At 70.3% G+C, this 21,044-nt stretch carries 25 protein-coding genes; 11 read left to right on the forward strand and 14 right to left on the reverse strand.

Annotation, left to right across the window (positions count from 1 at the left end; translation table 11 throughout):
* The first annotated feature begins 36 nt into the window (after positions 1-36).
* Together IF12_RS0116735 and IF12_RS0116740 are read left to right on the forward strand one after the other, a co-directional pair.
* Positions 37-1,533: an APC family permease gene (locus tag IF12_RS0116735; RefSeq protein WP_051704513.1), complete on the forward strand. Its 1,497-nt coding sequence runs from the start codon at positions 37-39 to the stop codon at positions 1,531-1,533.
* Complete coding sequence (locus IF12_RS0116740) at positions 1,530-2,144, forward strand: GNAT family N-acetyltransferase (protein ID WP_051704514.1); 615 nt, start codon at positions 1,530-1,532, stop codon at positions 2,142-2,144. The genes IF12_RS0116735 and IF12_RS0116740 overlap by 4 nt, the downstream gene beginning before the upstream one ends.
* 59 nt (positions 2,145-2,203) lie before the next feature.
* Here the strand turns inward: IF12_RS0116740 and IF12_RS0116745 are convergent, their stop codons facing one another.
* The 6 genes from IF12_RS0116745 to IF12_RS0116770 all read right to left on the reverse strand — a co-directional run bounded on the left by IF12_RS0116745 (position 2,204) and on the right by IF12_RS0116770 (position 5,183).
* Positions 2,204-2,677, reverse strand: coding sequence for an SUKH-4 family immunity protein (locus IF12_RS0116745; RefSeq protein ID WP_030160398.1), 474 nt, complete (start codon positions 2,675-2,677; stop codon positions 2,204-2,206).
* A 126-nt stretch (positions 2,678-2,803) separates the two neighbouring features.
* A complete protein-coding gene (locus tag IF12_RS0116750) occupies positions 2,804-3,322 on the reverse strand; it encodes a hypothetical protein (protein ID WP_133884085.1) in 519 nt (172 codons plus the stop codon).
* Entirely contained in the window at positions 3,319-3,867 is a 549-nt protein-coding gene (locus IF12_RS0116755) for a hypothetical protein (RefSeq protein ID WP_030160402.1), read from the reverse strand. Before IF12_RS0116755 ends, IF12_RS0116750 begins: the two co-directional genes overlap by 4 nt.
* A 52-nt stretch (positions 3,868-3,919) precedes the next feature.
* Positions 3,920-4,414 (reverse strand): hypothetical protein, encoded by a 495-nt coding sequence (locus IF12_RS0116760; RefSeq protein ID WP_030160404.1) that lies wholly within the window; start codon positions 4,412-4,414, stop codon positions 3,920-3,922.
* Between the two features lie 38 nt (positions 4,415-4,452).
* Complete coding sequence (locus IF12_RS0116765) at positions 4,453-4,779, reverse strand: WXG100 family type VII secretion target (RefSeq protein WP_030160406.1); 327 nt, start codon at positions 4,777-4,779, stop codon at positions 4,453-4,455.
* A 2-nt stretch (positions 4,780-4,781) separates the two neighbouring features.
* Positions 4,782-5,183, reverse strand: coding sequence for a hypothetical protein (locus IF12_RS0116770; protein ID WP_030160408.1), 402 nt, complete (start codon positions 5,181-5,183; stop codon positions 4,782-4,784).
* 157 nt (positions 5,184-5,340) lie between these two features.
* On the opposite strand from IF12_RS0116770, the gene IF12_RS0116775 reads away from it, so the two are divergent.
* Together IF12_RS0116775 and IF12_RS0116780 are read left to right on the forward strand one after the other, a co-directional pair.
* The gene (locus IF12_RS0116775; RefSeq protein ID WP_051704515.1) at positions 5,341-6,369 is read left to right on the forward strand and encodes an endonuclease/exonuclease/phosphatase family protein; all 1,029 of its coding nucleotides are present in this window, start codon (positions 5,341-5,343) and stop codon (positions 6,367-6,369) included.
* Positions 6,370-6,493: 124 nt separating this feature from the next.
* Positions 6,494-7,060: a dihydrofolate reductase family protein gene (locus IF12_RS0116780; RefSeq protein ID WP_030160412.1), complete on the forward strand. Its 567-nt coding sequence runs from the start codon at positions 6,494-6,496 to the stop codon at positions 7,058-7,060.
* A 42-nt stretch (positions 7,061-7,102) separates the two neighbouring features.
* Here the strand turns inward: IF12_RS0116780 and IF12_RS0116785 are convergent, their stop codons facing one another.
* The 3 genes from IF12_RS0116785 to IF12_RS0116795 form a co-directional block, all read right to left on the reverse strand.
* The gene (locus IF12_RS0116785) at positions 7,103-7,648 is read right to left on the reverse strand and encodes a GNAT family N-acetyltransferase (protein WP_081913689.1); all 546 of its coding nucleotides are present in this window, start codon (positions 7,646-7,648) and stop codon (positions 7,103-7,105) included.
* Positions 7,649-7,735: 87 nt separating this feature from the next.
* On the reverse strand, positions 7,736-8,713 hold the full coding sequence (locus tag IF12_RS0116790; RefSeq protein WP_197034768.1) for an LD-carboxypeptidase: 978 nt from the start codon (positions 8,711-8,713) through the stop codon (positions 7,736-7,738).
* 84 nt (positions 8,714-8,797) lie between these two features.
* Positions 8,798-9,874, reverse strand: coding sequence for a hypothetical protein (locus IF12_RS0116795; RefSeq protein WP_081913690.1), 1,077 nt, complete (start codon positions 9,872-9,874; stop codon positions 8,798-8,800).
* Between the two features lie 96 nt (positions 9,875-9,970).
* Between IF12_RS0116795 and IF12_RS27295 the strand changes: the two genes are divergently transcribed.
* The 6 genes from IF12_RS27295 to IF12_RS0116825 all read left to right on the forward strand — a co-directional run bounded on the left by IF12_RS27295 (position 9,971) and on the right by IF12_RS0116825 (position 16,084).
* The gene (locus tag IF12_RS27295) at positions 9,971-10,204 is read left to right on the forward strand and encodes a histidine phosphatase family protein (protein ID WP_030160419.1); all 234 of its coding nucleotides are present in this window, start codon (positions 9,971-9,973) and stop codon (positions 10,202-10,204) included.
* A complete protein-coding gene (locus IF12_RS0116805) occupies positions 10,195-10,635 on the forward strand; it encodes a hypothetical protein (protein WP_035749400.1) in 441 nt (146 codons plus the stop codon). Before IF12_RS27295 ends, IF12_RS0116805 begins: the two co-directional genes overlap by 10 nt.
* 80 nt (positions 10,636-10,715) lie before the next feature.
* Positions 10,716-12,998, forward strand: a complete 2,283-nt coding sequence (locus IF12_RS0116810) for a glycoside hydrolase domain-containing protein (RefSeq protein WP_081913691.1) — start codon at positions 10,716-10,718, stop codon at positions 12,996-12,998.
* The gene (locus IF12_RS0116815; RefSeq protein WP_133884084.1) at positions 12,995-14,281 is read left to right on the forward strand and encodes a glycosyltransferase; all 1,287 of its coding nucleotides are present in this window, start codon (positions 12,995-12,997) and stop codon (positions 14,279-14,281) included. Before IF12_RS0116810 ends, IF12_RS0116815 begins: the two co-directional genes overlap by 4 nt.
* Before the next feature lie 457 nt (positions 14,282-14,738).
* Positions 14,739-15,287, forward strand: a complete 549-nt coding sequence (locus IF12_RS0116820; protein WP_231492633.1) for a SigE family RNA polymerase sigma factor — start codon at positions 14,739-14,741, stop codon at positions 15,285-15,287.
* Positions 15,284-16,084 carry a hypothetical protein gene (locus IF12_RS0116825; RefSeq protein WP_133884083.1) on the forward strand — a complete coding sequence of 267 codons (801 nt, stop codon included), beginning with the start codon at positions 15,284-15,286 and terminating at the stop codon, positions 16,082-16,084. The genes IF12_RS0116820 and IF12_RS0116825 overlap by 4 nt, the downstream gene beginning before the upstream one ends.
* A 473-nt stretch (positions 16,085-16,557) precedes the next feature.
* On the opposite strand, the gene IF12_RS0116830 is transcribed toward IF12_RS0116825, so the two are convergent.
* Positions 16,558-17,286, reverse strand: coding sequence for a PIG-L deacetylase family protein (locus tag IF12_RS0116830; protein WP_030160427.1), 729 nt, complete (start codon positions 17,284-17,286; stop codon positions 16,558-16,560).
* Between the two features lie 31 nt (positions 17,287-17,317).
* Positions 17,318-17,788, reverse strand: coding sequence for a rhodanese-like domain-containing protein (locus IF12_RS0116835; protein ID WP_030160428.1), 471 nt, complete (start codon positions 17,786-17,788; stop codon positions 17,318-17,320).
* Between the two features lie 265 nt (positions 17,789-18,053).
* Between IF12_RS0116835 and IF12_RS0116840 the strand changes: the two genes are divergently transcribed.
* Positions 18,054-18,890 (forward strand): aldo/keto reductase, encoded by an 837-nt coding sequence (locus IF12_RS0116840; protein ID WP_030160429.1) that lies wholly within the window; start codon positions 18,054-18,056, stop codon positions 18,888-18,890.
* A 109-nt stretch (positions 18,891-18,999) separates the two neighbouring features.
* On the opposite strand, the gene IF12_RS0116845 is transcribed toward IF12_RS0116840, so the two are convergent.
* The 3 genes from IF12_RS0116845 to IF12_RS0116855 all read right to left on the reverse strand — a co-directional run bounded on the left by IF12_RS0116845 (position 19,000) and on the right by IF12_RS0116855 (position 20,819).
* A complete protein-coding gene (locus IF12_RS0116845; protein WP_030160430.1) occupies positions 19,000-19,233 on the reverse strand; it encodes a helix-turn-helix transcriptional regulator in 234 nt (77 codons plus the stop codon).
* Entirely contained in the window at positions 19,233-19,724 is a 492-nt protein-coding gene (locus tag IF12_RS0116850) for a DUF2975 domain-containing protein (protein WP_030160431.1), read from the reverse strand. The genes IF12_RS0116845 and IF12_RS0116850 overlap by 1 nt, the downstream gene beginning before the upstream one ends.
* Before the next feature lie 183 nt (positions 19,725-19,907).
* Complete coding sequence (locus IF12_RS0116855; protein ID WP_030160433.1) at positions 19,908-20,819, reverse strand: sigma-70 family RNA polymerase sigma factor; 912 nt, start codon at positions 20,817-20,819, stop codon at positions 19,908-19,910.
* Positions 20,820-21,044: the final 225 nt, after the last annotated feature.

Here is a 21,044-nt window from a genome sequence, read left to right on the forward strand (position 1 = left end):
ATCCCGAAGAACCCTATCCAAGAAGGGGATACCCCTGTGTCCATCACCCAACAACAACCGAGGGTCGGCTCCATCGCCGATCAGCTCGCGGCCGACAAGCTAGGGGTCATGGGCCTCTTGCACTTCTCCCTGACGGCCGCCACCCCCCTCACCGTGATCGCCGGCGTCACCGTCACCGGCTGGGCGCTCACCGGTCAGATCGGCATCCCGGTCGCCTTCGCCGCCATCGGCGCCATCCTGGTCCTGTTCTCCGTCGGCTACACCACCATGGCCCGCCACATCTCCAACGCCGGCGCCTTCTACGCCTTCGCCGCCCGCGGCGGCTCCCCCGCCGTCGGCGTCGCCGCCGCCTTGGTCGCACTCGTCGCCTACGCCGCACTCTCCTTGGGCCTGTACGGACTCGTCGGCGTCGCCGCCGCGCCGCTCATCGAGACCTGGACCGGCTGGGCCGCGCCCTGGTGGGTGCCGGCGGCCGCGATGTGGCTGCTCGTCAGCATCCTCGGCACCCGCGCGGTGGACCTGAACAGCAAGTTCCTCGCGGTCCTGCTCGCCCTCGAAATGGCCCTCATCGTCGTCTTCAGCATCTCGAACCTCGGCAACCCGTTCGAGGGGACCTACCACTTCGAGGCCCTCGACCCGACCCTGCTGTTCACGTCCATATCGGGTGCGCTGCTGGTCCTGGGCTTCCTCGGCATGATCGGCGTCGAGATGCCGACGGTGTACGCCGAGGAGAGCAAGAACCCCAAGCGGACCGTGCGCATCGCGACCGTCCTCGCCATCGTGATCCTTGCGGTCATGTACACGATCGCCTCCTGGTCGATGACCGTCGCCGTCGGCCCCGACAACATCGTCGCCGCCGCGAGGGAACTCGACCTCGGCGTGTTCTTCGGCCTCATCGAGACCCAGATGGGCGCCTCGGTGGCGACCGCCGCCGAAGTGCTGCTGGTGACCAGCGTGGTCGCGGCCGCGATCTCCTTCCACAACACGGTGTCGCGCTACGCGTTCGCGCTCGGGCGCGAGAACGTGCTCCCGACCGCGCTGGGCCGCACCTCCCCCCGCACCGGCGCCCCCATGCGCGCCTCCCTGGTGCAGTCCGCGCTCGCCCTCGTGGTGCTCGTGGTCTACGCCGTCGCCGGGCTCGACCCGATGATCGACTTGTTCTACCTGTTCGGCACCTCCGGCGGCGTCGGCATCCTCATCCTCATCACCGTCGTCTCCGCGGCCGTGGTCAAGTACTTCGCGCGCGACCTGCGCGGCGAGTCCTCCTGGAGCGCCCGCTGGGCGCCGGCGCTGTCGACGGTGCTGCTCGTCGCCGTCACCGTGGCCGCCATCGCGTCCTTCGCCGACCTGCTCGGCGTCGGACCGGACTCGCCGCTGCCGACCGTGGTCCTGGTCGTCTACGCGGTCGTCGCGGTCATCGGCGTCCTGTGGGGCCTGGTGCTGCGGTCGAGCCGGCCCGAGCAGTACCGGCGCATCGGCTCCGGCCCGAGCACCGAGGTCGAGGAGGAGGCCCCAGTGGGTGGTCGGCCGTGAACGGCGTGATCGTCGAGACCGACCACACCGGCCCGAGCGGGCCGATCGCGGCGCGGATCGCCGACTCGTTCAAGGACCTCGCGGTCGCCGAATGGCTCGTGCCCGGCAACGTGGACGAGCGCCGCCGGATCATGGCCGGCCAGTTCGAGATGCTCGTCGGCCCGGCCCTGGACGGGTACGGCCACGTCGACGTCGCGGTGGACCTCACCGGGAGCCTGCTCGGCGTGACCGTCTGGCTCGACTTCAACGGCGGCCACTTCCCGGCGCCGGTGTTCTACGAGGAGCGGCTGGCGGAATTGTGCGGCGCCCACCTGCCGCGCTTCCAGGCCCTGGACGAGGCCTTCGGGCGCCACCACCCCGACCCGGCCGAGCGGCCCCACCTGCATCTGGCGTTCTGCGCGGTCGATCCGGAGCGCCAGTCGAAGGGGATCGGGACGCTGCTGCTCCAGCGGGGGATCGAGCGGCTCGACAAGCTCGGCGGCGCCGCCTATGTGGAGGCGGCGAACAAGGAGCTGACCGAATGGTACGGCCAGTACGGCTTCGCGAGCCGCGAACCGCTGGACCTGCCCGGCGGCCCGCAGATGTATCCGATGTGGAGGGACAAGCGCTAGGCGCCGTCCCGTGATGAACGAACCCCTCGGCGGGCGCCTGAAGGCGCCCGCCGAGGCCGTCACGAAGCCAGTTGAGCGAACACCATCGGCCACCAGGCCTCGTCGTCGAACGCGTTCGGATCGATGCCCCGGAGCGTGGCCTTGAGCGCCTCGGCGCGCTCGGCCCGGCCCTGCTTGCCCTCGTCCTGCTCGACGAAGACCGCGAAGCGGTAGAGGAACTCGACGAACGACCGGTAGTCGGAGTTCACGCCCTGGATGTCGTTGTCGACCAGGTCGAACTGGAGGATCTCGCCCGAAGCGGGGTCGAGGACGTAGAGCAGGTCCTTGTTCTCGGCCACCGCGCCCACGACGACGAGCCGGACGTCGAGCTTGCCGTTCTCGGTGGTCAGCTGGATGGTGTCGAACAGCTTGATCTCACCGGTCAGGTAGCCGGTGTACACGATGGCGACGTCGAGGGGGACCTCGTCCCCCGGCGGCAGGCTCGGTGCCGTGATCCCGTCGGCGAGCCAGCGGTCACGTGGGTAGGGGACCATTTCGTCTTCGTCCCAAAGCGAACGAAATCGCGGGTCGGCCGCCATTGCGCATTCCTCTCCCAGGCTTCACGGAACTTAACACATTCGCCGTTGACCTGCGGGTACGGGTTTCCGAGGCGAGCGGCCTCAGGTGATCCGCCCCAGCAGGTCACGCCATTCATCGGTCTGGTCCGGCGCCGCGGCGCTCTCGAATCCGATGACCCGATCGATCAGTTCGGGGTACTTCGGCCCGAACACGTACTCGTCGAAGAAGCCGAACGGGTCGCGCGTGGTGAACACGGGTTCGAGCTCGTCCTCGTCGTCGTCCTCGTCGGCGAACATCAGGTCGTCGCCGTCCCAAATGGACAACTCCTCGGTCGCGACGTCGAGCCGGACGGGGAACGAGTAGCAGATGATCCCCAGCCGGAGCTCCTCTGTGCGCCGAGTCTCGCTGAGGCCCTTGACGAGCTCCTCGTACGGGTGGAACCACAGCAGCCGGGTGGTCAGCCCGTCGCACAGGCGCTGCACCCGGGCCAGCGACTCGGGGTACCAGGAGAGCGGGCTCCGCTCCAGCGGCGGGCCGATCAAGTGCGCCCACCCGTCGCGGTCGAGGACGTCGGTGTGCTCGCGGCACCACTGAACACGCTCGGGAAACTGCATGGTCAATCGACGATCCTGACTATCACGGGCGTCCCGTACTCGACGCCTGCCTGGTCCATGGCGTACTTGAGGTCCTTACCGATCTTCCGTTGAGTATAAGCGTCCTCCCAGCTCAGGTTCGACGCATTGTCGGGGCCGCCGAGCTGGAGCTCGTGGATGTGGTCGGGGTCCTGCCCCATCCCCTTGCTGCCCTCGCTGCCCTTGGGCGGGTCCATGACCGCGTATTTGCGCCGGACCTCCGCCTGGGCCGCGGGATCGCCGGTGTGCTTCGCGGTCTCGCGGTTGATCGTCTCCTCGCGGTGCTTGCTGGTGACGCTGCGGTCCCGGGGGTTGACGTAGTCCCCGTCCTGGCCCTTGCGCTTGGGCACCTTGTGCCGCACCAGCTTGCCCTCCGACCCGAGCTTCTCGAGCGCCCTGGCCTTCCGGTCGAACGTGCGCTTCGACATCCCGCGGGTGCGGCGCAGCTCGATGACCACCGGGTCCTTGCCGTTGTTCTTCGCCCCGCCCTTGGCGGTGCGGAACACCTTGACGTCGTCGAGGGTCGCTGCCACGACCCTCGCGCACCTCTGGTTGTGCGCCTTGCGGTTCCGCGCCTTCCGTGCCCTAGCCATTGAGCACCATGTCGATCGCCATGCCGATGAGTTGGTCGACGATCATCCCGGTGATGATCTTGAAGATCGGGATCTGCGCGAGCGAGGCGCCGAAGGTCACCGCCGCGGTCGCGATGGCCTGCGCGATCTGGAAGGCGAGGATCACCAGCTGCACGATGACCTGGACCTTCAACGCGAGCACCACGCCCGCGGCGATCGTCAGGCCGATGTTGATGAGGTTGGTGGGGTTCGCGGCGTCGGCGATGTTCCGCACGGCCGACTCCGCGTCGTCCCACTCGGAGCGGAAAGCGTCGATCTCCGCACCGAAGTTGTTGTCCAGCAGCGTGCTCGCCGCCGCGTTCAGCGACTCGACCCGGCCGGAGATCTGGTCGGCCATGCCCGTCCACTCGCCGGCGAGGTTGAAGATCGACTCCTCGTCCGACTCCGGCCAGTTGTAGCCGAGCATGTTCAGCAGTCCGGCGAGTTCCGAGGGCAGTTGCAGGCCCATCAGGGAGGTACCTCCTCAGTTCCGGGGGCGGGGCGCGATCAGGTTCCGAGCTCCCCGAGCAGCTCGTTGAAGACTTGGGCCACCTCGTCGTCGGCGGCCTGGTGGTTCTCGGCCATCTCCCGGACCGACTGCGCGTAGTCGGCGAGCTCCTCGATGTTCGTCGAGAAGCACTCGGTCAGCGCCTCGGTGCACGCCTGGTGCGCGATGCCGACGAGCATGCCGATCTCGTCGCCGCCGAAGGCGTCCGCGAACTGGTCGAGCGCGCCGGTGAACTGGTCGAGGAGGCCCTGGACCTCGTCCTTCGCGGCGTCGAGCCGGTCGGCGGCCTGGTGGAAGGAGTCGGGATCGATGTCGAAGCTCGCCATGGCTATCGGCTCCCGTGGAGCTTGCTCATGACGTCGCTGATCGAGGCGCTCATCGCCTGGAACTGGCGCAGGGACCGGTCCTGGATCTCCGCCATCGACTCGTTGATCGCCTCGAGGTCGGGCGGCGGTTCGTCGCCGCCCATCGCCTGGGCCCGTTCGTCCAAGGCGGCGTTAACGACCCGCTTGACCTCCTCGAACACGAACTGCGACCCCGAGCGCATGATGCTCGGGTCGGCCTCGAGTTCGTCGATGCGGCCCTCGGGGCCGACCGTCACGCGCAGGAGCCCGTCGGCGCCCTCGACCGTCACCGGTTCGACCTGGTTCGCCTCGGGGGATTCGACCGCGTCGCGCAGCGCCGCCCGAGCGTCCGACAACTGCTGCGCGATGGCTTCCTCACCGAACATGCGTTCTCCGATCACGTTGAGCGATTTGAGATGACCCCATAATATGACAGCCTCTCGCATGTTGCTGTCCACCGAATTGCCTCGTGCGCAATGGGTCTCATGTGAGACGGGGTACGCGGGGGGCCGGTGTGGACGCGGGGCCGTAGCCTTCCTGTTCATGACCGACGCCGAAGTGGTCTCCGCCGCGCACGATGCGACCGACGCCTCGCCGCGCCGGCCTTGGCACCGGTCGCGCCCGCTGCGGTTCCTCTCCTGGGCCGGGACCGCCGGAGTCGTCGTCTATACCTTGGTTCGGCTTTTCGGACTCGAGACCGGCTGGCTCTTGTCGACTACCGTCGCCTTCGTGCCCTACTTCGTCATTGCCGCCCTCGTCGGCGCGGGACTGCAAGCGGCCCTGCGGCACTGGCTCGCCGCCGCGGTGACCGGCGTCGCCGTCCTCGCCCTGGCCGCGGTGCTCGTCCCGCGCGTCCTCGCCGACGAGCAGCCCGCCGCCGCGGGCACCGCGATCACGGTGATGTCGGTGAACCTCTATGTGGGCCAGACGGACCTGGCGAAGGTCGTCGCACTCGTCGAGGAGCACCGGCCCGACCTCCTCAGCGTCCAGGAGCTCACTCCCGGTGCGGCCGAAGGGCTCGCCGAACTCGGACTCGAAGACCTGCTGCCCCACACCGTGCTCGAACCCGACGAGCTCGCCGTCGGCACCGGCCTGTACTCCGCGCACCCCCTCGTACGCCTCGAATCGGTGGGCCGGAACGGCATCTTCCACCAGATCGGCGCCGAGGTCGACCTCGGCGCCGACCGCGTGCGCATCATGGCCGTCCACACCGCCGCGCCAGTCTCCCCCGACCGGATGCCCTTGTGGGAAGCGGACTTCGCCGCCCTGCCGCTGCCCGACGGCGGCATCCCGTGGATCCTCGCCGGGGACTTCAACGCCACCCTCGACCACGACAACATGCGCGACCTCCTGGCCGCCGGCTACGTCGACGCCGCCGAGGCCACCGGCAAAGGGCTCCAAGCCACCTGGCGCCCCACCGAAGGCGGCCGCCTGTGGGGACTGCTGCGCCCGCCCGCGATCGCGCTCGACCACGTGATCGCCGAGGAGGGCATTGCCGTCCTCGACTGGCAGGTCCTCGACAAGTCCGGCAGCGACCACGCCCCGGTCCTCGCGCACCTGCGCCTGCCGTGACCGCCGCCGCTGATCCTATAGGATTCACCGCGTCGCGGACGATCCGGCGAATGCGATGAATCCTGTCGGGCCCGGTCGTCATAGTGGAGGAAGCACCCGCATCCCCGCTACCGAAAGGCCCGCCATGCGCAAGCTCATCGTCACCGCGTTCGTCTCCGTCGACGGCGTCATGGAAGCGCCCGGCGGCGAGCCCGGGTACCGCAACACCGGCTGGACGTTCAAGGACATCGAATTCGTCCCCGAGGCCTACGAGCTGAAGACCCGCGAGCAGGACGAGGCCGGCGCGCTCCTCATCGGCCGCGTCTCCTACGAGGCCTTCGCCCCCGTGTGGCCCACCATGACCGAGGAGTTCGCCGGCTACAACGCCATGCCCCGCTACGTCGTCTCCACCACCTTGAAGGAGCAGGACGAGCGCTGGCCGGCCACGATCCTGCGCTCGGTCGAGGAGGTCGCGGCGCTCAAGGAGACCGAGGGCGGCCCGATCAGCGTCCACGGCAGCGCCACCCTCGGCAAGAGCCTCGCCGACGCCGGACTGGTCGACCAGTACAACCTGCTGGTCTTCCCCAAGCTCCTCGGCGCGGGCAGGCGCCTGTTCAGCGACGCCGACAAGGACGCCGCGAAGCTGTCGCTCGTCGAGCACGAGGTCTACCGCAACGGCATCCAGAAGCAGGTCTTCGCGGTCGTGCGCTGACCTCCGGGCGAGGGCCCGGGCCGGACCCGCTCCGGCCGGGCCTCAGCCGAAGTCCGGCGCGAGGCGGTCCTTCGGCAGGCTCAACCGCTCCAGCGGGTAGGCGCGCCCGCCCAGTTCCAGCTCCGCGGTCTCGCCGTCCGCGGTGAACCCGTAGCGCTCGTAGAAGCCGCGCCCGATCGTGTTGCCGACCAGTTCCCACACCCGGATCGGCGCGAGGCCGCGCTCGCCCAGCCAGCGGTGGCCCTCGCGCAGGAGCGCGTAGCCGGCGCCGCGTCCCCAATGGTCGGGCTGGACGTAGATCGCCCACACCTCGCCGGGCTCGCCGGGGCCGGCGGCCTCCTCGGTGCACTCGCGGCGGTCCCAGCCGAAGGTGGCGAAACCGATCACGTTGGGGCCCTTTTCGGCCACCAGGGTCAGCACGTGCTCGCGCCGGGCGGCGAGGGAGCGCACGAACGAGTCGCCGGGCTCTTCGGGCAGTCCTGCCAGGAACTCTGCGGCGACGATGCCGGAGTAGGCGGCACGCCAGGAGGCGTTCTTGGCCTGCACGATCTCATCGGCGTCTGCGGGGCCTCCGGTTCGGATCCTCATGTCTACCAACCGTGCCCGAAGGTCCACAAGAAAGCAACCGCTAAGGCGGTAAGAATTGCGTCGGCAACCCGTTCGTGCAGAAAACGTCTAGGCGACCGGTGACTCGAGGAGCCGCAGCTCCCGCGCGGTGGCGTCCACGGCGGCCAGCGTGCCGATCGGCATGGGCAGGTTCGGCCCGGTATGTCCGAAGTCGACTCCGGCGAGGACGGGGAGGTCGCGGCCCTCCAGCACGTCGAGCACGATCTCCTTGACGCCCACCAGGGTCCCGTCGGGGAGGTCCCGGTCGGAGATCCCGATGGGAATGCCCACGACCATCGCGCCGATCCGGTCGAAGACCCCCTGCATCCGCAGGACGTGCAGCTGGTTCCACACGTGGCCGAGGTTGCGGCCCACGTCCTCCCAGAAGAACACCGCGCCGTCCCAGGTCTCGGGGGCGAGGGCGTACGGGGAGGCCTGCACGTTGATGAGCCGGTCGAGCAGCCCGCCGACCAGTCGCCCGGTGGCCGAGCCGGGTTTCCAGGTCTCCCAAGTGTTGTGGGCCGGGAGGGCGACCTCGTCGATCTCGCCGGTGAGCAGCCCGCGGACCAGGTCGCGGACGACGGCGTGGCGCTCGGGGCCGGCGTCCCAGAAGTGCGCGCTCAGGCCCGGCGCGAAGTCGGCGTGCATCCCGACCAGGCCCGTCTGGGAGTGGAAGGCGAGGTGGAGCGCGGTGATGTCACTGAAGCCCAGGAGCGGCTTGGGGTCGCGGCGGATCGCGTCGTAGTCGATGCGGTCGAGGTAGGCGGAGGTGGCGTTGCCGCCGTCGAAGGGGATGATCGCCCGCACGTCGGGGTCGGCGAGCAGGGTGTTGAGTTCGGCCGCCTGCGCCTCGGGCGGGGCCGAGCGCCAGAAGTGGTGGCCGCCGGCCTTGGCGAGGTCCGAGACGCGGACGTCGAAGCCCATGCCCTCCAGGGCCGCCACGGAGGCGTCGAGGGATTTGCGCGGGTCCGGCAGGACCGGGCCCGAGGGGGCGGCGATGGCGACCGTGTCGCCGGGGTGGAGTCGTTTGGGGCGCAAGGGTTCCATGCGGGCTGCCTCCATGGGGACGGGTCCGGGGCCGGGACCAGCCTACGGCGGTCCCGACCCCGGCGCAACGCCACTGTGCAAGCGCTATCGGGAGGCGTTCGCGGGCACGCGGGCCTCGACCGCGCCGGGAAGCGGGTCCGCCCTGCGGGCCTTGCGGATCGTGAAGGCGATCCCGGTCGCGGCGACGAGCGCCGAGGCGGCGAACGCGGCGAGGGTGGCCGCGTCGGGGGCGATGAACGACTGGCCGCGCACGGCCTGCCACGCCGTGGTCGCGAAGATCCCCAGGTAGCCGAGGGCGAACCAGCGCACGACCGCGGCGCGGACCTTCTCGTCGCGCAGCCAGGCCCTGCGGGCGGCGAAGTAGCCCAGGAGCATCGCGAGGCCGATGAGCACCTGGATGCCGTGCAGGCCGATGAAGTGGGAGACGCGCATGTCGCCGCCGGTGGTGGACCAGCCGGTGAGGAACATGCCGTTCCCGTCGAGGTCGCCGACGCCGTGCCCGGCGTTGAGCGCGACCTCGTCCCCGTTGCCGTCCAGGACGGTGCGCTCGCCCTGGCCGCCGACGGTGACGATGAAGAACGCCGCGAACATGCCCAGGCTCGACAGGAGCAGCCCCCAGCGGACGACGGCGGTGACGGCCCGGTCGCCGATGCGCTGGAACAGGACGAGGACCGCTATGGCCGCGTTCGCCATGAACATGACCGGCACGAACTGGAACGCCAGCTGCACGACCTGGTTGAACGGGTCCTCGGAGGTGTTGAAGTGGCTGTAGGTGCCGGCCGCGGCGGCGGCGACGATGACGGCGACCTCGGCGGCGCTGATGAGGGCGAAGAGGGTGCCGAAGACCCAGCCGGTGCGCCGCAGCCGCGTCATGTGCGACAGCAGCCAGGCGAGCGAGAGGCAGTAGGCGAAGAAGGAGAACCCGAACTTGAAGGCCTTGATCCACACGCTCTCGCCCATGAGGGTGCGGTCGTCGAAGGGGACGGCGGCGAGCGAGGCGAGGGCGACCAGGCCGCAGGCGATGCCGAGGACGACGAGGGGGCGGTGCCAGCGCCGGTCGCCGGAGGTGAGGGCCAGGCCGGAGGCGGCGGCCCTGTCGTTGAGGGAGGTCCGGCCGGTGCGGCGGTGCCGGGCCGGTGCGGTGGGGGATGCGGTGCTCATGGAGGCAACGCTATGAAGTTTCCCGTTGCCGCACATTGATGCAGACCGCCGAAAACATGGTGGGGCCAGCGGTACCGGCCCCGGTACGCTGCGGCGATGGGAACGGTCTACGTGGTGCAGCACGGTGAGAAGCGGCGTCTGCCGGGAGACCCGGGCCTGACCGGGCGCGGCCGGGAGCAGGCGGAGCGGGCCGGGGTGTGGCTGCGGGACAAGGGCCTTAGGGCGGTCTTCGCGAGCCCGCTGCTGCGGGCCCGGGAGACCGCGTGCGGGCTCCAGGTGCAGGCTGGCCGGGCCGGTGCCTGCGGTGGGAGGATTTCTCGATGGGCATGATCGACAACAGCGGTGCCGACCCGATCCACTACGTGAGGTTCCAAGCGGTGCAACGGAATCAGCGAGGCCACTTCACTGGAGTGTTCGGGCTGGTCAACACTCTCGCGAAAGAGGGGAAATTGACGGAGGAACAGGAGTCGTTCCGCCGCCGGAACAACGACTGGTACAACGAGGCCTACCCCGACCCTTCGACGGTGGACCCGACCGTCTATGACCACGAGGTGAACCCTGGGGCCGCGGCCTGGTTCAAATCCTCGGCCACGCACCTCATCGAGCGGGTGCCCGCTTACCTGGAGATCCTGACCGCCCACGGTGTCGAGTGCCGGACTGTACGTTCTGCCGATCCTGGCCGTGTGGTCTACGAAGACGAAGTACAGATCGTGGTCGTACCGCACGACGGCGCAGCGGGAGCCGTAACTCGCCAGACCTGACGAACTGCTGCCACTCACTACGCGGGTTCAGTGCGGGCTTCTCCTTGCGCGTTCATTCCGGCGTAACGAGGATGTGACGAATGAGCTCTAATCTCAGTCGCATCTTGGACTCCGTCGACCCGTTCATCGGTACCGCTGCTACCGAACTGCCCGCGGCACAGGGGCTGGCCGCCACTTGGTGGTGGCCGAAGGCGCAGGTCGGGAACACGCACCCCGGCGCCTGCCATCCGCTCGGCATGGTCTCGGCCTGCGCCTGCTCGGGCGCCTATCCCACCGGTTACGGCCGCTATGGGATCTCCACCGAGGGCGCCCCCTCGGCGGTCTTCGACGACTATCTCGCCAGCGGCTTCACCCATTTCCAGCAGTCCGGCACCGGCGCGATCCGCAAGTACTACAACTACTTCCGCGTCACCCCGATGATCGAGCCGCTCGACGCCCTCGGCACCCGCTGGCGCCTCCACGAGGAGGTCGCCGAGCCCGGCTACTACGCCGCGACCTTGGACAACGGCATCCGCTGCGAGCTCACCGTCGGCGAGAAAACCGCGGTGCACCGCTACACCTTCCCCGAGGCCTCCTCGGCCCGCGTCGTCCTCGACTTCTCCTACGGCGGCCTGGCGATCGAGCACGGCACGACCGTGCCGCTGCGGGCCGGGCTCGAGAGCCTCGGCCAGGGCTGCGCGCAGGGCACGGTGGTCATGGAGGGCATCCCGCTGTCGGTGTACGTCGACGCGGACGCGCCGGGCTGGCGCCAACTGGTCTGGTACGACCGCCGCCGCGTCGACGGCGGGACCCGGCTGGACTTCGACTACATCCGCCGCACCACGCTGCGGCCCTTCGGCCTGATGTTCATGGGCCCGGCCCGAGCGGGCACGACGGTCGAGATCCGCATGGGCTTCTCGATGCGCGGCACCGACCAGGCCCGCCGCAACCTCGAGCAGGCCCTTCCCGGCGGGGCGGGGTTCGACTACGCCTTCGACCGGACCCGTGAGGCGACGAGCGACGCCTGGTCCTCCTATTTCTCCCAGGTGGAGGTGCAGGGCGGGACGCCCGAGCGGCGCACGGTGTTCGCCACGAGCCTGTACCACTCCCTCATCAAGCCGTGCTTCGCCGAGGACGAGAGCCCGTTCTGGCCTTCGAAGGGGCCGTTCGTGTTCGACATCGCGACGATGTGGGACATGTACAAGACGCAGTTCCCGCTGCTCACGGCCCTGAACCCGGCCAAGGGCGCGGGGATGCTCGAGTCGCTGGTGCGCATCGCGGAGGAGGAGGGCAACCTGCCGATCGGGTACCGGATGGCGCGCGGCTCGGACCGGTTCTTCCGGCAGGCCTCGGCGCTGGCCCACACGGTGCTCGCCGACGGCTTCCAGCTCGGCCTCGAAGGACTCGAATGGGACTGGGCGCTCGTCCACATGCAGGACGACCTGCGCCGCGGCTACGGCGAGGACTTCTCCGAGCGTGGCGTGGTGCATCCGATCAGCCACACGCTCGACCTCGCGACCGGGTACTGGTGCACCGCGATCGTCGCGCGGGGCCTGGGGGATCTGAAGCTCGCCGACGAACTGGAGGCGAAGGCCCGCGCGTGGGTCAACGCGTTCGGTCCCGACGGGCTGCTGCGCGATTCGAGCTTCTACGAGGGCGGGCGGTGGAACTACTCGTTCCGGCTCCTGCACGACATGGCCTCGCGGATCGACCTGGCCGGGGGCGACAAGGAGTTCGTGTCGATGCTCGACCGGTTCTTCGGGTTCGGCGCCGAGCCGGTGACGCAGCTCGGCGTGCCGCCGTTCGGGCCCGAGTTCGCGATCGGCAACGACCTCAACCGCTTCGAGGGCCTGAACAACGAGCCGGACATGGAGGCCCCGTGGGCCTACCACTACGCCGGGCGTCCGGACCGGACCGCCGAGGTTGTGCACGCCGCGCTCGCCTATCAGTTCGGGACGGGCCGGGGCGGCCTGCCGGGCAACGACGACTCCGGGGCGCTCTCGTCGTGGTACGTGTGGGCGTCGCTGGGGCTGTTCCCCGTCGCGGGCCAGAACTTGTTCCTGGTCAACGCGCCGGCGTTCGCCGCCGCGCAGTTGCGCTTCGGCGGCAACGACTTCGAGCTGGAGACCACCGGCCACGTCGAGTCCGGCATCGGCGCGGACGCGGCGGGCGGGAGGCCGCAGTACGTGCAGTCGGCCCGTTTCAACGGCAGGCCGCTGGACCAGAGCTTCATCACCGGCAATCAACTGCACGGCGGCGGGCGCCTGGAGATCGACCTCGGCCCCGAACCGTCCGACTGGGCGACGAAGACGCGCCCGCCGTCCGCCTCCGACCGCCCCGACCCCAGCCGGGGCGGGGCCCGGCACCAGGAGTTCCTACCGTGATCGAGCCTTCCCGCGCCGCACGGCGGCGCCTCGTCATCGTCGTCCGCGCCGACCCGGTCATCTGCGGCCACGCCACCGAGGCCCGCGGCCTCGCCGAGGTGGCCCTCGACCGCGGTTTCGACGACGTGCGCATCGTGACCTGGCCCATCGCGGCGCTCAAGGCCGCGGGGCTGCCGCTCAAACCGCTCGACGAGCTCCTGCCGTATTCGGCGGGGATCACCGTGGAGCGGCCCGAGCCGGTCGGGGACTACCGCGTCCCCGACGGCCGCCACCTCCTGGGCCTGTCGGGGCGGCTGTTCGAGCTGTTCGCCGACGGCGTGCCGACGGTGTGCATGTCGATGTACCTGACCCCGCACGCGAACGCGGTCGTCGACGCGCTCCGGGCGGTCCGCTCGGCCGGGCTCGCCGCCGACGTCACGACCATCGCCGAGGCCGTCGGCTCCGACATCACCAACGTGGTGCGCTCGTGCATCGCCGACGGCGCGCTCGGCGCGGCCGCGTCGCTGTTCACCACCTACCTCGCCAACGACCGGTGCGTCGCGGTCTCGGCTTACACGCGCGAGCTCATCCTCGAATCGGCCCGGCAGGTCGACGCCGCCTGCGGCACCCGTTTCGCCGACGAGGTCGCCGCCCGCGTCCAGGTCTCCTATCCCGCCGTCGACGCCGGCGCTTATGTGGACCTCGACCCGGCCGCGGTGGAGGGCGCGCTCGCCGCGCGCGGGCTCCAGCGCGACGGCTACCTGCTCTTCCTCTCCCGCGTGGCCGCGGCCAAAGGCGCCGACGACCTCATCGCCGCCTACCGCGCCTCCGGCGCGAGCGCCACGCACCGGCTCGTCATCGCCGGCAACGGCCCGGCCCTGGAGGAGACGAAGGCCCTCGCGGCGGGCGACGAGCGGATCGTGTTCCTCACCGACGTCGGCGACGAGGAGAAGCCGCTGCTCATGAACGGCTGCGCCGCCTACGCGCTGCCGTCCAAGCCGCGCCCCGAGTTCGTGGAGACCTTCGGGATCGCCCTGGTCGAGAAGATGCTCGCCGGCGGCGGCCCGGTCATCACCACCCGCACCGGCGGCATTCCCGAAGCGGTGGGGGACACCGCGATCGAGGTCCCGCCCGCCGACCGGGCCGCGCTCGCGGCGGCCCTGGACCGGGCGGTCGCGATGGGCCCGGCCGAACGCGAGGCCGTCGCGGCCCGCGCCCGCGCGTACGCGATGCGCTTCGACCGCGGCGCGGTCTTCGACGGCCTCTTCGCCGACTTCCTGGGCACCCCCGCCGCCATCGGCTGACGGTTCCGCTCCACCGTGGGCCGCGCCGACCTGCGGAAACACCGGCCCAGGAAATCAATCCAAGAAATATTCAAATCCATGGCAACCTTCGGGGCCTCCGCGGCAACCACATGTCGGTGCGACAACCCGGCTCCGTCGCACCCACCATCTTCATACACAGGGCGGGGACGTCAGGTCCCGTCGCGGGGCGAAGGACGCGACGGAACCCGTGCCGCGGCCAGGCGGGCTCTTCCGGACCGCCGGGCCGACAACGACCGGCACGAGCACGGCGTCCCCGCATTCCACGAGAGGTTGACTGAAGGGCTTTCCTGCCATGGCTGTGCTACTGGACGACAGCCGACGGGCGCAGGCACCGGGGGTGCCTGCGCCCGCACATATGCCAGAATGCGAGGGTGCGATGGTTGGGTTGCTAGACTCTCCGCCTCCCCGATATCGACCCGCATCAGAAGGACCCCCGTTGGACGGCCCCGCCAAGCTGGAGGAAGAGGCCTTCCGCGCCTTCTTCGAACGGCATCACGCCGAGCTGGCGCGCTTCGCGTGGCTGCTCATCGGCGAGCGGACCGCCGCGGAGGACCTCGCCTCCGACGCGATGCTCGCCGTCTGGCGCCAATGGGACCAGGCCCGGCGGGCCCGATCGCAGATCGCCTACGCTCGCGGCATCGTCGCCAACCTCGCCAAGTCCCGCATCCGCGCCGCCGTGCGCGAGCGGCGCCGCAACACGCTGTTCTGGCAGCGCCCGGGCGAGGCGGCCGACGGCCCGGACGCCGCCGCGATGGTGGACGTGCGCGCCGCGCTGGCGATGCTGCCGCTGCGACGGAGGGCCTGCGTGATCCTGCGGCACTCCCTCGACCTGTCCGAGCGCGAGACCGCCGAGGCGCTCGGCGTCTCGATCGGCACCGTCAAGAGCCAGACCTCCAGGGGACTCGCCGACCTGCGCCGGATCCTCGGTCCGCAGGGCGGCGAGGGGTCGGCGTGGGCGGCGATACGGAACGGGGTGCAGTGGTGAACGACGACCTGCCCGACCGGCTCCGGGTGACCGCCGAGGAGTTCGAGCCCGACCGCGACCGCATGTGGTCGCGCGTGTCCGACGGGATGCGCGAGACGCGGGCGGGGCGCGCCGAGCCGGTGCGCTCGCGCCTGCGGGTGCCGCTGCTGGCCATGGCCACGGGTGCGGCGGTGGTCCTGTTCGGGGGCATCGTCCTGCTCGGGCAGACCATCGGGCTCGGCCCGGTCGTCGACCCGACCCCTGAGCCGCCCGGCGTCGACCCGCCGACCCGGACCTCCGGAGCGACGACCCCGGACGACGAGGACCCCGAGACCAGCTCGTCAGAGAGCGCTACCTCCACGCCGACCGACGACGCGGAGTCGGAGACGGGCGAGGAGACCGGCTCGGCCGGCACCGACGCGCCCGGCGACCCCGAGGCCGACTGGCTGGAGATCGACGCCTCGGTCGACAAGGGGAGCAACGACTACTGGACGCAGTCGAACCTGGTGCTGGAGAACGAGGACCAGTTGACGGCGGTGACCGTGGAGCTGAAGGTGGCCGTGGGCGCGGGCGTCGTGGACACCGGTTCGTACTCCACGAACAACAGCCGGTTCACCGAGGCCGCGGTCTCCGAGGAGGGCGGCTTCCTGGTGTACCGGTGGAGCCTCCAGGACGGCGCGGTGCTGCCGCCCGGGGAGTACCAGTTCGCGAGCCAGTTCACGCACGACTCGGCGCGGAACGCCGATGGCGACTCGTACACGATCACGGCGACCAATGCCTCCGGCGAGGACGCCGCGTACAACGGCGGCTTCCGGTGACGCCGCGGCTCGGTGACTCAGCGACGCCATGGCGCTGTGACGCCGTGACGACGGAGATGACCCCGCGGCTCGACACGCTGCGGTGACCCCAGGGCGAGAGCGGGGACCGGGCCGAAGGCCCGGTCCCCGCTTCGTTTCCCGGGTCGCTTCGTTTCCCGGGTCGCTTCGTTTCCCGGGTCGCTTCGTTTCGCGGGTCGCTTCGTTTCGCGGGTCGCTTCGTTTCGCGGGTCGCTTCGTTTCGCGGGTCGCTCCGTTTCGCGGGTCGCTCCGTTTCGCGAGTCGGTTCGCGGGCCGCCACACCAGGGCCGCAAAACATGAAACCCATCAGATCACGAATTGTCACCATAAATCCCCCTTAAGGGACCCCTGGTTCGAAAGTACCCGCAGGGTGTGACACTTTCCCAGGCCGCAACCCGGCGACGCATTTTCGCCATACATCGCGCCGCAAATACGCGTACGCGTTCGCGGCCGTGTCAGAAATTGATCAGCTCGAAGGTGGTGGCGTACTTCGTGCCGAAGCGCTCGCCCGAACCCGCCGCGAAGCTGGTGAGGAAACCGCGCACATACGTCTCCGGGTCCTCGTCCGTCAGCGCCGAGATATACGCCCGGTGCTCCAGCAGCGAGGCCACCCCGGCCTCGAGCGTCTCGGTCACGTCGACCGCGTGCGTCGACTCCGGCGAAGCGGCCAGCGCCACCCACCGCACCCCGCCCCACGGCTCCAGGCCCTCGTCGGCGAGGTCGGGGAAGATCCACCGGTTCCCCGCGTCGTTCGCCGCGTCCAGCACCGCCTCGCCCACCGCCCGGTGGTCGGCGCTGTTCCAGTGCCCCGGGTTGAAGTACTCGCGCCGGTTCAGCGTGATCACCAGCTCGGGCCGGTGCCTGCGCATCGCGGCGGCGAGGTCGCGCCGCAGCGCGACCCCGGCCTCGATCACGCCGTCGCGGTGGTCGAGGAACTCGACCGAGGACACGCCGACCACGGCGGCCGAGGCGCGCTGCTCGGCGTCGCGCACCGGCGCGCACTCCTCGGGCGACATCGTGTCGATTCCGGCCTCGCCCCGGCTGACCATGAGGTAGGCGACCTCCTTCCCCGCGCGGGTCCAGCCGGCGACCGCCGCGGCCGCGCCGTACTCCATGTCGTCGGGGTGCGCGACGATCGCCAGCGCCTTGGTCCAGTCTTCGGGCATCGCAAGGAGTTCGCTCATGCCTCGATTATGGCTCCCGGCCCGTCGGTTCTCAGCAGGCGCAGGAGATCCCGCCGACCGGCACGGTGCGCGGGTCGGGTTCGCCGCGTTCGGTCCCGGCGTCGGTGGCGACCGGGAGGCCTTCGCGGATCCAGTACTCCATGCCGCCGATCATCTCTTTGACCTGGTAGCCGAGCTTGGCGAACTCGACGGCGGCGCGGTAGGCGCCGTTGCAGCCGGGGCCCCAGCAGTAGACGACGACGGGCCGGGCGGGGTCGATGAGGCCCGCGGCGCGTTCGGCGATCGCGTCGGTCGGGAGGTGGACGGCGCCGGGGGCGCGGCCCTGGTCCCAGGCGGCCTCGCCGCGCGTGTCGACGAGGGTGAATCCGGGGTCGTCGGCTTCGAGCGCGGAGTGCACGTCGGAGACGTCGGTGCGGAAGGCGAGTTGGGCGGTGAAGTAGGCGAGGGATTCGGCGGGGGAGGCGGGGGGTACGCGCAGGACGGCGTTCTCGTTCGTTTCCATGAGGCGAATCTAATTTCTGGTACAACCGGGCGCGGATCTGACACAAAGGCAGTGGTCGGTCGCGGTCGGTGGACCTGCGGGAACGTTCTGCGCCGCTTCACTTGCGCGCGCAAGACGCTGGGCGGATGCGGCGGTAGGTTGGACGCCGACAGCGTTTTCTCAGCGCGGCGCCCGCCGGGTGCGGCGCTCGCGGACGACGGTGCTTTCAAGCGGCGCCGTCGAGACAGTGCTTTCAAAGAGCAGGGCTTTCGAAGAGAGGTTCCACATGGCATCCACAGCACCTACGGTCACTCTCGCGCACGGCGCGGCGATGCCGCGTCTGGGCCTGGGCACCTGGCCGATGGACGACGCCGAGGCCGAGCGGGTGGTGGCCGAGGCGATCGGCCTCGGCTACCGCCTGGTCGACACCGCCGAGAACTACCGCAACGAGCGCGGCGTTGGCTTGGGGTTGAAGGCGTCCGGGGCGGCCCGCGAGGACTTGTTCGTGACCACGAAGTTCAACCGGGAGTGGCACGGGGTCGCCTTGGCGGCCGAGGCGTGCGAGCGCAGTCTCGACCGGCTGGGCCTGGACTACCTCGATCTGCTGCTCATCCACTGGCCGAACCCGAAGCACGGCCAGTACGTCGAGGCCTGGCAGGGCCTGGCGCGGCTATTGGAGTCGGGGCGGGTGAAGGCGATCGGCACGTCGAACTTCAAGCCTTCGCATCTGGACCGGATCATCTCGGCGACGGGGGTGGTGCCGGACGTGAACCAGATCCAGTTGAGCCCGTTGACGACGCGGGACGAGTCGCGGGAGTACGACGAGGAGCACGGGATCGTCACGCAGTCGTGGTCGCCGATCGGCGGGCAGGGCGGGGCGGTCCGCGAGCACCCGGTGGTGGTCGGTCTTGCCGAGAAGTACGGGAAGACGCCGGTGCAGGTCGTGCTGCGCTGGCACCTCGACCTGGGTCTCGCGGTGGTGCCGAAGTCGAGCAGTGTCGAGCGGTTGAAGCAGAACCTGGACGTCTTCGACTTCTCGCTCGAGGCCGAGGACGTGGCGGCGCTGTCGGCGCTGGATCGCGGTGAGGGCGAGGCGGCCGACTCGGACGAGTTCGGGCACTAGAGGCCCGCGTCAGGGCAGGTCAGCAGGGTCGTCCGACACGAACACATAGATATGCGAGGGCCGGTCGCCGTACGGCGACCGGCCCTCGGCCGTGCTATTCGGTCTCGCCTTATGCGGTCTCGCCGGTCTGGTCGGTCTCGTCGGGCATCCAGCGGAGCACGTCGCCGGGCTGGCATTCGAGGATGCGGCAGATCGCGTCGAGGGTGGTGAACCGCACCGCTTTGGCGCGGCCGTTCTTGAGCACGGCGATGTTGGCCGGGGTGATGCCGACGGCCTCGGCGAACTCGCCGATCGTCATGCCGCGCTTGGCGATGAGGAGGTCGAGGTCGACGATGATCGCCATCAGACGACCTCTGCCATCTCGGCTTGGAGTTCGGTGGCCTTGCGCAGGAGGCCGCGCATGATGAACAGCAGCATCGCGAACGTGGCCCCGGCCGCCGCGCACAGGCCCGTGGCGCCGACCGCGCCGATGAGTTCCATCTCGGGGGCGGGGATGTCGGAGAAGAGCAGGTGGACGGTGACCGAGGCGGCGGTGAGGCTCGCTGCGACGGTGGCGCCGATGATGACGTCGACCCAGCGGAAGGCGCGGGCGCTGAAGATCGCGTCGCGCTCGATCATGCCCAGGAGCACCCAGGCGGCGACGAGCACGACCTGGATGCAGGCGATGCCGACGATTCCGGCGATCGTGTAGGGCACCTGGTAGGGGGCGTAGGCCGGGTTGAGGTCGACCTCGTCGGCCGCGGTGACGGGGACGACGACGATCTGGCCGAAGAGCCCGGCGAGGAACGTGACGGCGAGGACCGCGCGGAGCGCGGCGATGAAGAAGGAGTGCATCTATCGATTATCGATCGACATCTATCGAAAGTCAATAGATGTCGATCGAAAATCAATAGATTCCTGATCGCGTGTCCGCAGGCGCGCCCGGCGGGCGGCAGACGGGGGACATCGGGAGGCCGACGACCACCCCGCCGCACCGGCCCGGGCGCGCATTCGGAGCAGGGGAAACGCCCGCGCAGGTCAGCCCTCGATCAGCGTCAGCGCCCTTCCGCGCAGGTTCTCGGCGTTCGTGATCCCCTCCAAGGCGGTGATCCGGTCGCCCTCGGGCGTGGACTCGACGGTGAACACCAGCATCCGGGTCGGCTGATCGGCGGGAGCGGCGACGACCGCGATCCGCCCGTCCACGAGCATCATCTCCCCCGCCGTGCCCAGAGCGGCGAACGTGATCGCGCTGCCGGCGATCTGCGCCGCCCCGCGCAGGATCGGCCCGACCGTGCCGCCGTCGGTCCGCGCGGTCACCTCCGGGTCGAGCACCGCCACGAGCGCGTCGAAGTTCCCGCCGCGCGCGGCCTCCTGGAACGCCTCGACCACCGCGCGCTGGCGGGAGACGTCCCGGCTCGGCGGCCCGCCGTTCCCGCGGACCCGCGCGCGGGCGCGGCTGGCGAGCTTGCGGGCGGCGACCGGGGTGCGGTCGAGGATGCGGCCGATCTCGTCGAAGGGCACGGCGAACATGTCGTGGAGGACGAACGCGAGCCGCTCGGCCGGCTCCAGGGTCTCCAGCACCACCAGGAGCGCGAGGCCGACCGAGTCGGCCAGGAGCGCGGCCGACTCCGGGTCGGCCTCCGGGGCCGGGTCCGGCAGCGGGACCGGCCCGGACCCGTAGTCGGAGGCGTGCTCGGGCATCGGCTGCTCGGCGCGGGACTTGCGCCGCCGCAACTGGTCGAGGCAGACGCGACCGACCACGGTGGTGAGCCAGCCGCTCAGGTTCGCGATCGCGCCGGTGTCGCTGGAGGCGAGCCGGAACCAGGCCTCCTGGACGGCGTCCTCGGCCTCGCCGGAGGAGCCGAGCATCCGGAACGCCACGGCTTCCAGTCGGGGCCGGTCGGCCTCGAAGCGGCGGGCCAGCCACTGGTCGTCACGGTCTGCGGTCATGAATGCCCCCTCGATCGACGCGTACGACACTATGACGCGCGGGAAGCCGAGAACGTGACCGCGAGGCGCGAACGAGTGCCGAGACGAGGGCGATCGGCCGGGAGACCCCATCGGCGGCTCGGCGTCACCTGCTCGGGCAGCGCAAAGGGGGGCACGGCCGACCGGCCGCGCCCCTCGTCCTGCCGCACCCTTGTCCGGTCGCGTCTCCTCGCCTTCCCGCACCTC

The organism is Glycomyces sp. NRRL B-16210 (genome assembly GCF_000719515.1).
Taxonomy (GTDB): domain Bacteria; phylum Actinomycetota; class Actinomycetes; order Mycobacteriales; family Micromonosporaceae; genus Glycomyces.

Bases quoted from the DNA above. Each gene is read 5' to 3' on its own strand.
- IF12_RS0116855 (WP_030160433.1), bottom strand. From the start codon at position 20,819: ATGACCGCAGACCGTGACGACCAGTGGCTGGCCCGCCGCTTCGAGGCC.
- IF12_RS0116780 (WP_030160412.1), top strand. From the start codon at position 6,494: ATGCGCAAGCTCATCGTCACCGCGTTCGTCTCCGTCGACGGCGTCATG.
- IF12_RS0116835 (WP_030160428.1), bottom strand. From the start codon at position 17,788: ATGGAAACGAACGAGAACGCCGTCCTGCGCGTACCCCCCGCCTCCCCC.
- IF12_RS0116760 (WP_030160404.1), bottom strand. From the start codon at position 4,414: ATGGGCCTGCAACTGCCCTCGGAACTCGCCGGACTGCTGAACATGCTC.
- IF12_RS27295 (WP_030160419.1), top strand. From the start codon at position 9,971: ATGGGAACGGTCTACGTGGTGCAGCACGGTGAGAAGCGGCGTCTGCCG.
- IF12_RS0116790 (WP_197034768.1), bottom strand. From the start codon at position 8,713: ATGGAACCCTTGCGCCCCAAACGACTCCACCCCGGCGACACGGTCGCC.
- IF12_RS0116795 (WP_081913690.1), bottom strand. From the start codon at position 9,874: ATGAGCACCGCATCCCCCACCGCACCGGCCCGGCACCGCCGCACCGGC.
- IF12_RS0116770 (WP_030160408.1), bottom strand. From the start codon at position 5,183: ATGTTCGGTGAGGAAGCCATCGCGCAGCAGTTGTCGGACGCTCGGGCG.
- IF12_RS0116845 (WP_030160430.1), bottom strand. From the start codon at position 19,233: ATGGCGATCATCGTCGACCTCGACCTCCTCATCGCCAAGCGCGGCATG.
- IF12_RS0116785 (WP_081913689.1), bottom strand. From the start codon at position 7,648: ATGAGGATCCGAACCGGAGGCCCCGCAGACGCCGATGAGATCGTGCAG.
- IF12_RS0116745 (WP_030160398.1), bottom strand. From the start codon at position 2,677: ATGGTCCCCTACCCACGTGACCGCTGGCTCGCCGACGGGATCACGGCA.
- IF12_RS0116775 (WP_051704515.1), top strand. From the start codon at position 5,341: ATGACCGACGCCGAAGTGGTCTCCGCCGCGCACGATGCGACCGACGCC.
- IF12_RS0116765 (WP_030160406.1), bottom strand. From the start codon at position 4,779: ATGGCGAGCTTCGACATCGATCCCGACTCCTTCCACCAGGCCGCCGAC.
- IF12_RS0116830 (WP_030160427.1), bottom strand. From the start codon at position 17,286: ATGAGCGAACTCCTTGCGATGCCCGAAGACTGGACCAAGGCGCTGGCG.
- IF12_RS0116850 (WP_030160431.1), bottom strand. From the start codon at position 19,724: ATGCACTCCTTCTTCATCGCCGCGCTCCGCGCGGTCCTCGCCGTCACG.
- IF12_RS0116810 (WP_081913691.1), top strand. From the start codon at position 10,716: ATGAGCTCTAATCTCAGTCGCATCTTGGACTCCGTCGACCCGTTCATC.
- IF12_RS0116840 (WP_030160429.1), top strand. From the start codon at position 18,054: ATGGCATCCACAGCACCTACGGTCACTCTCGCGCACGGCGCGGCGATG.
- IF12_RS0116805 (WP_035749400.1), top strand. From the start codon at position 10,195: ATGGGCATGATCGACAACAGCGGTGCCGACCCGATCCACTACGTGAGG.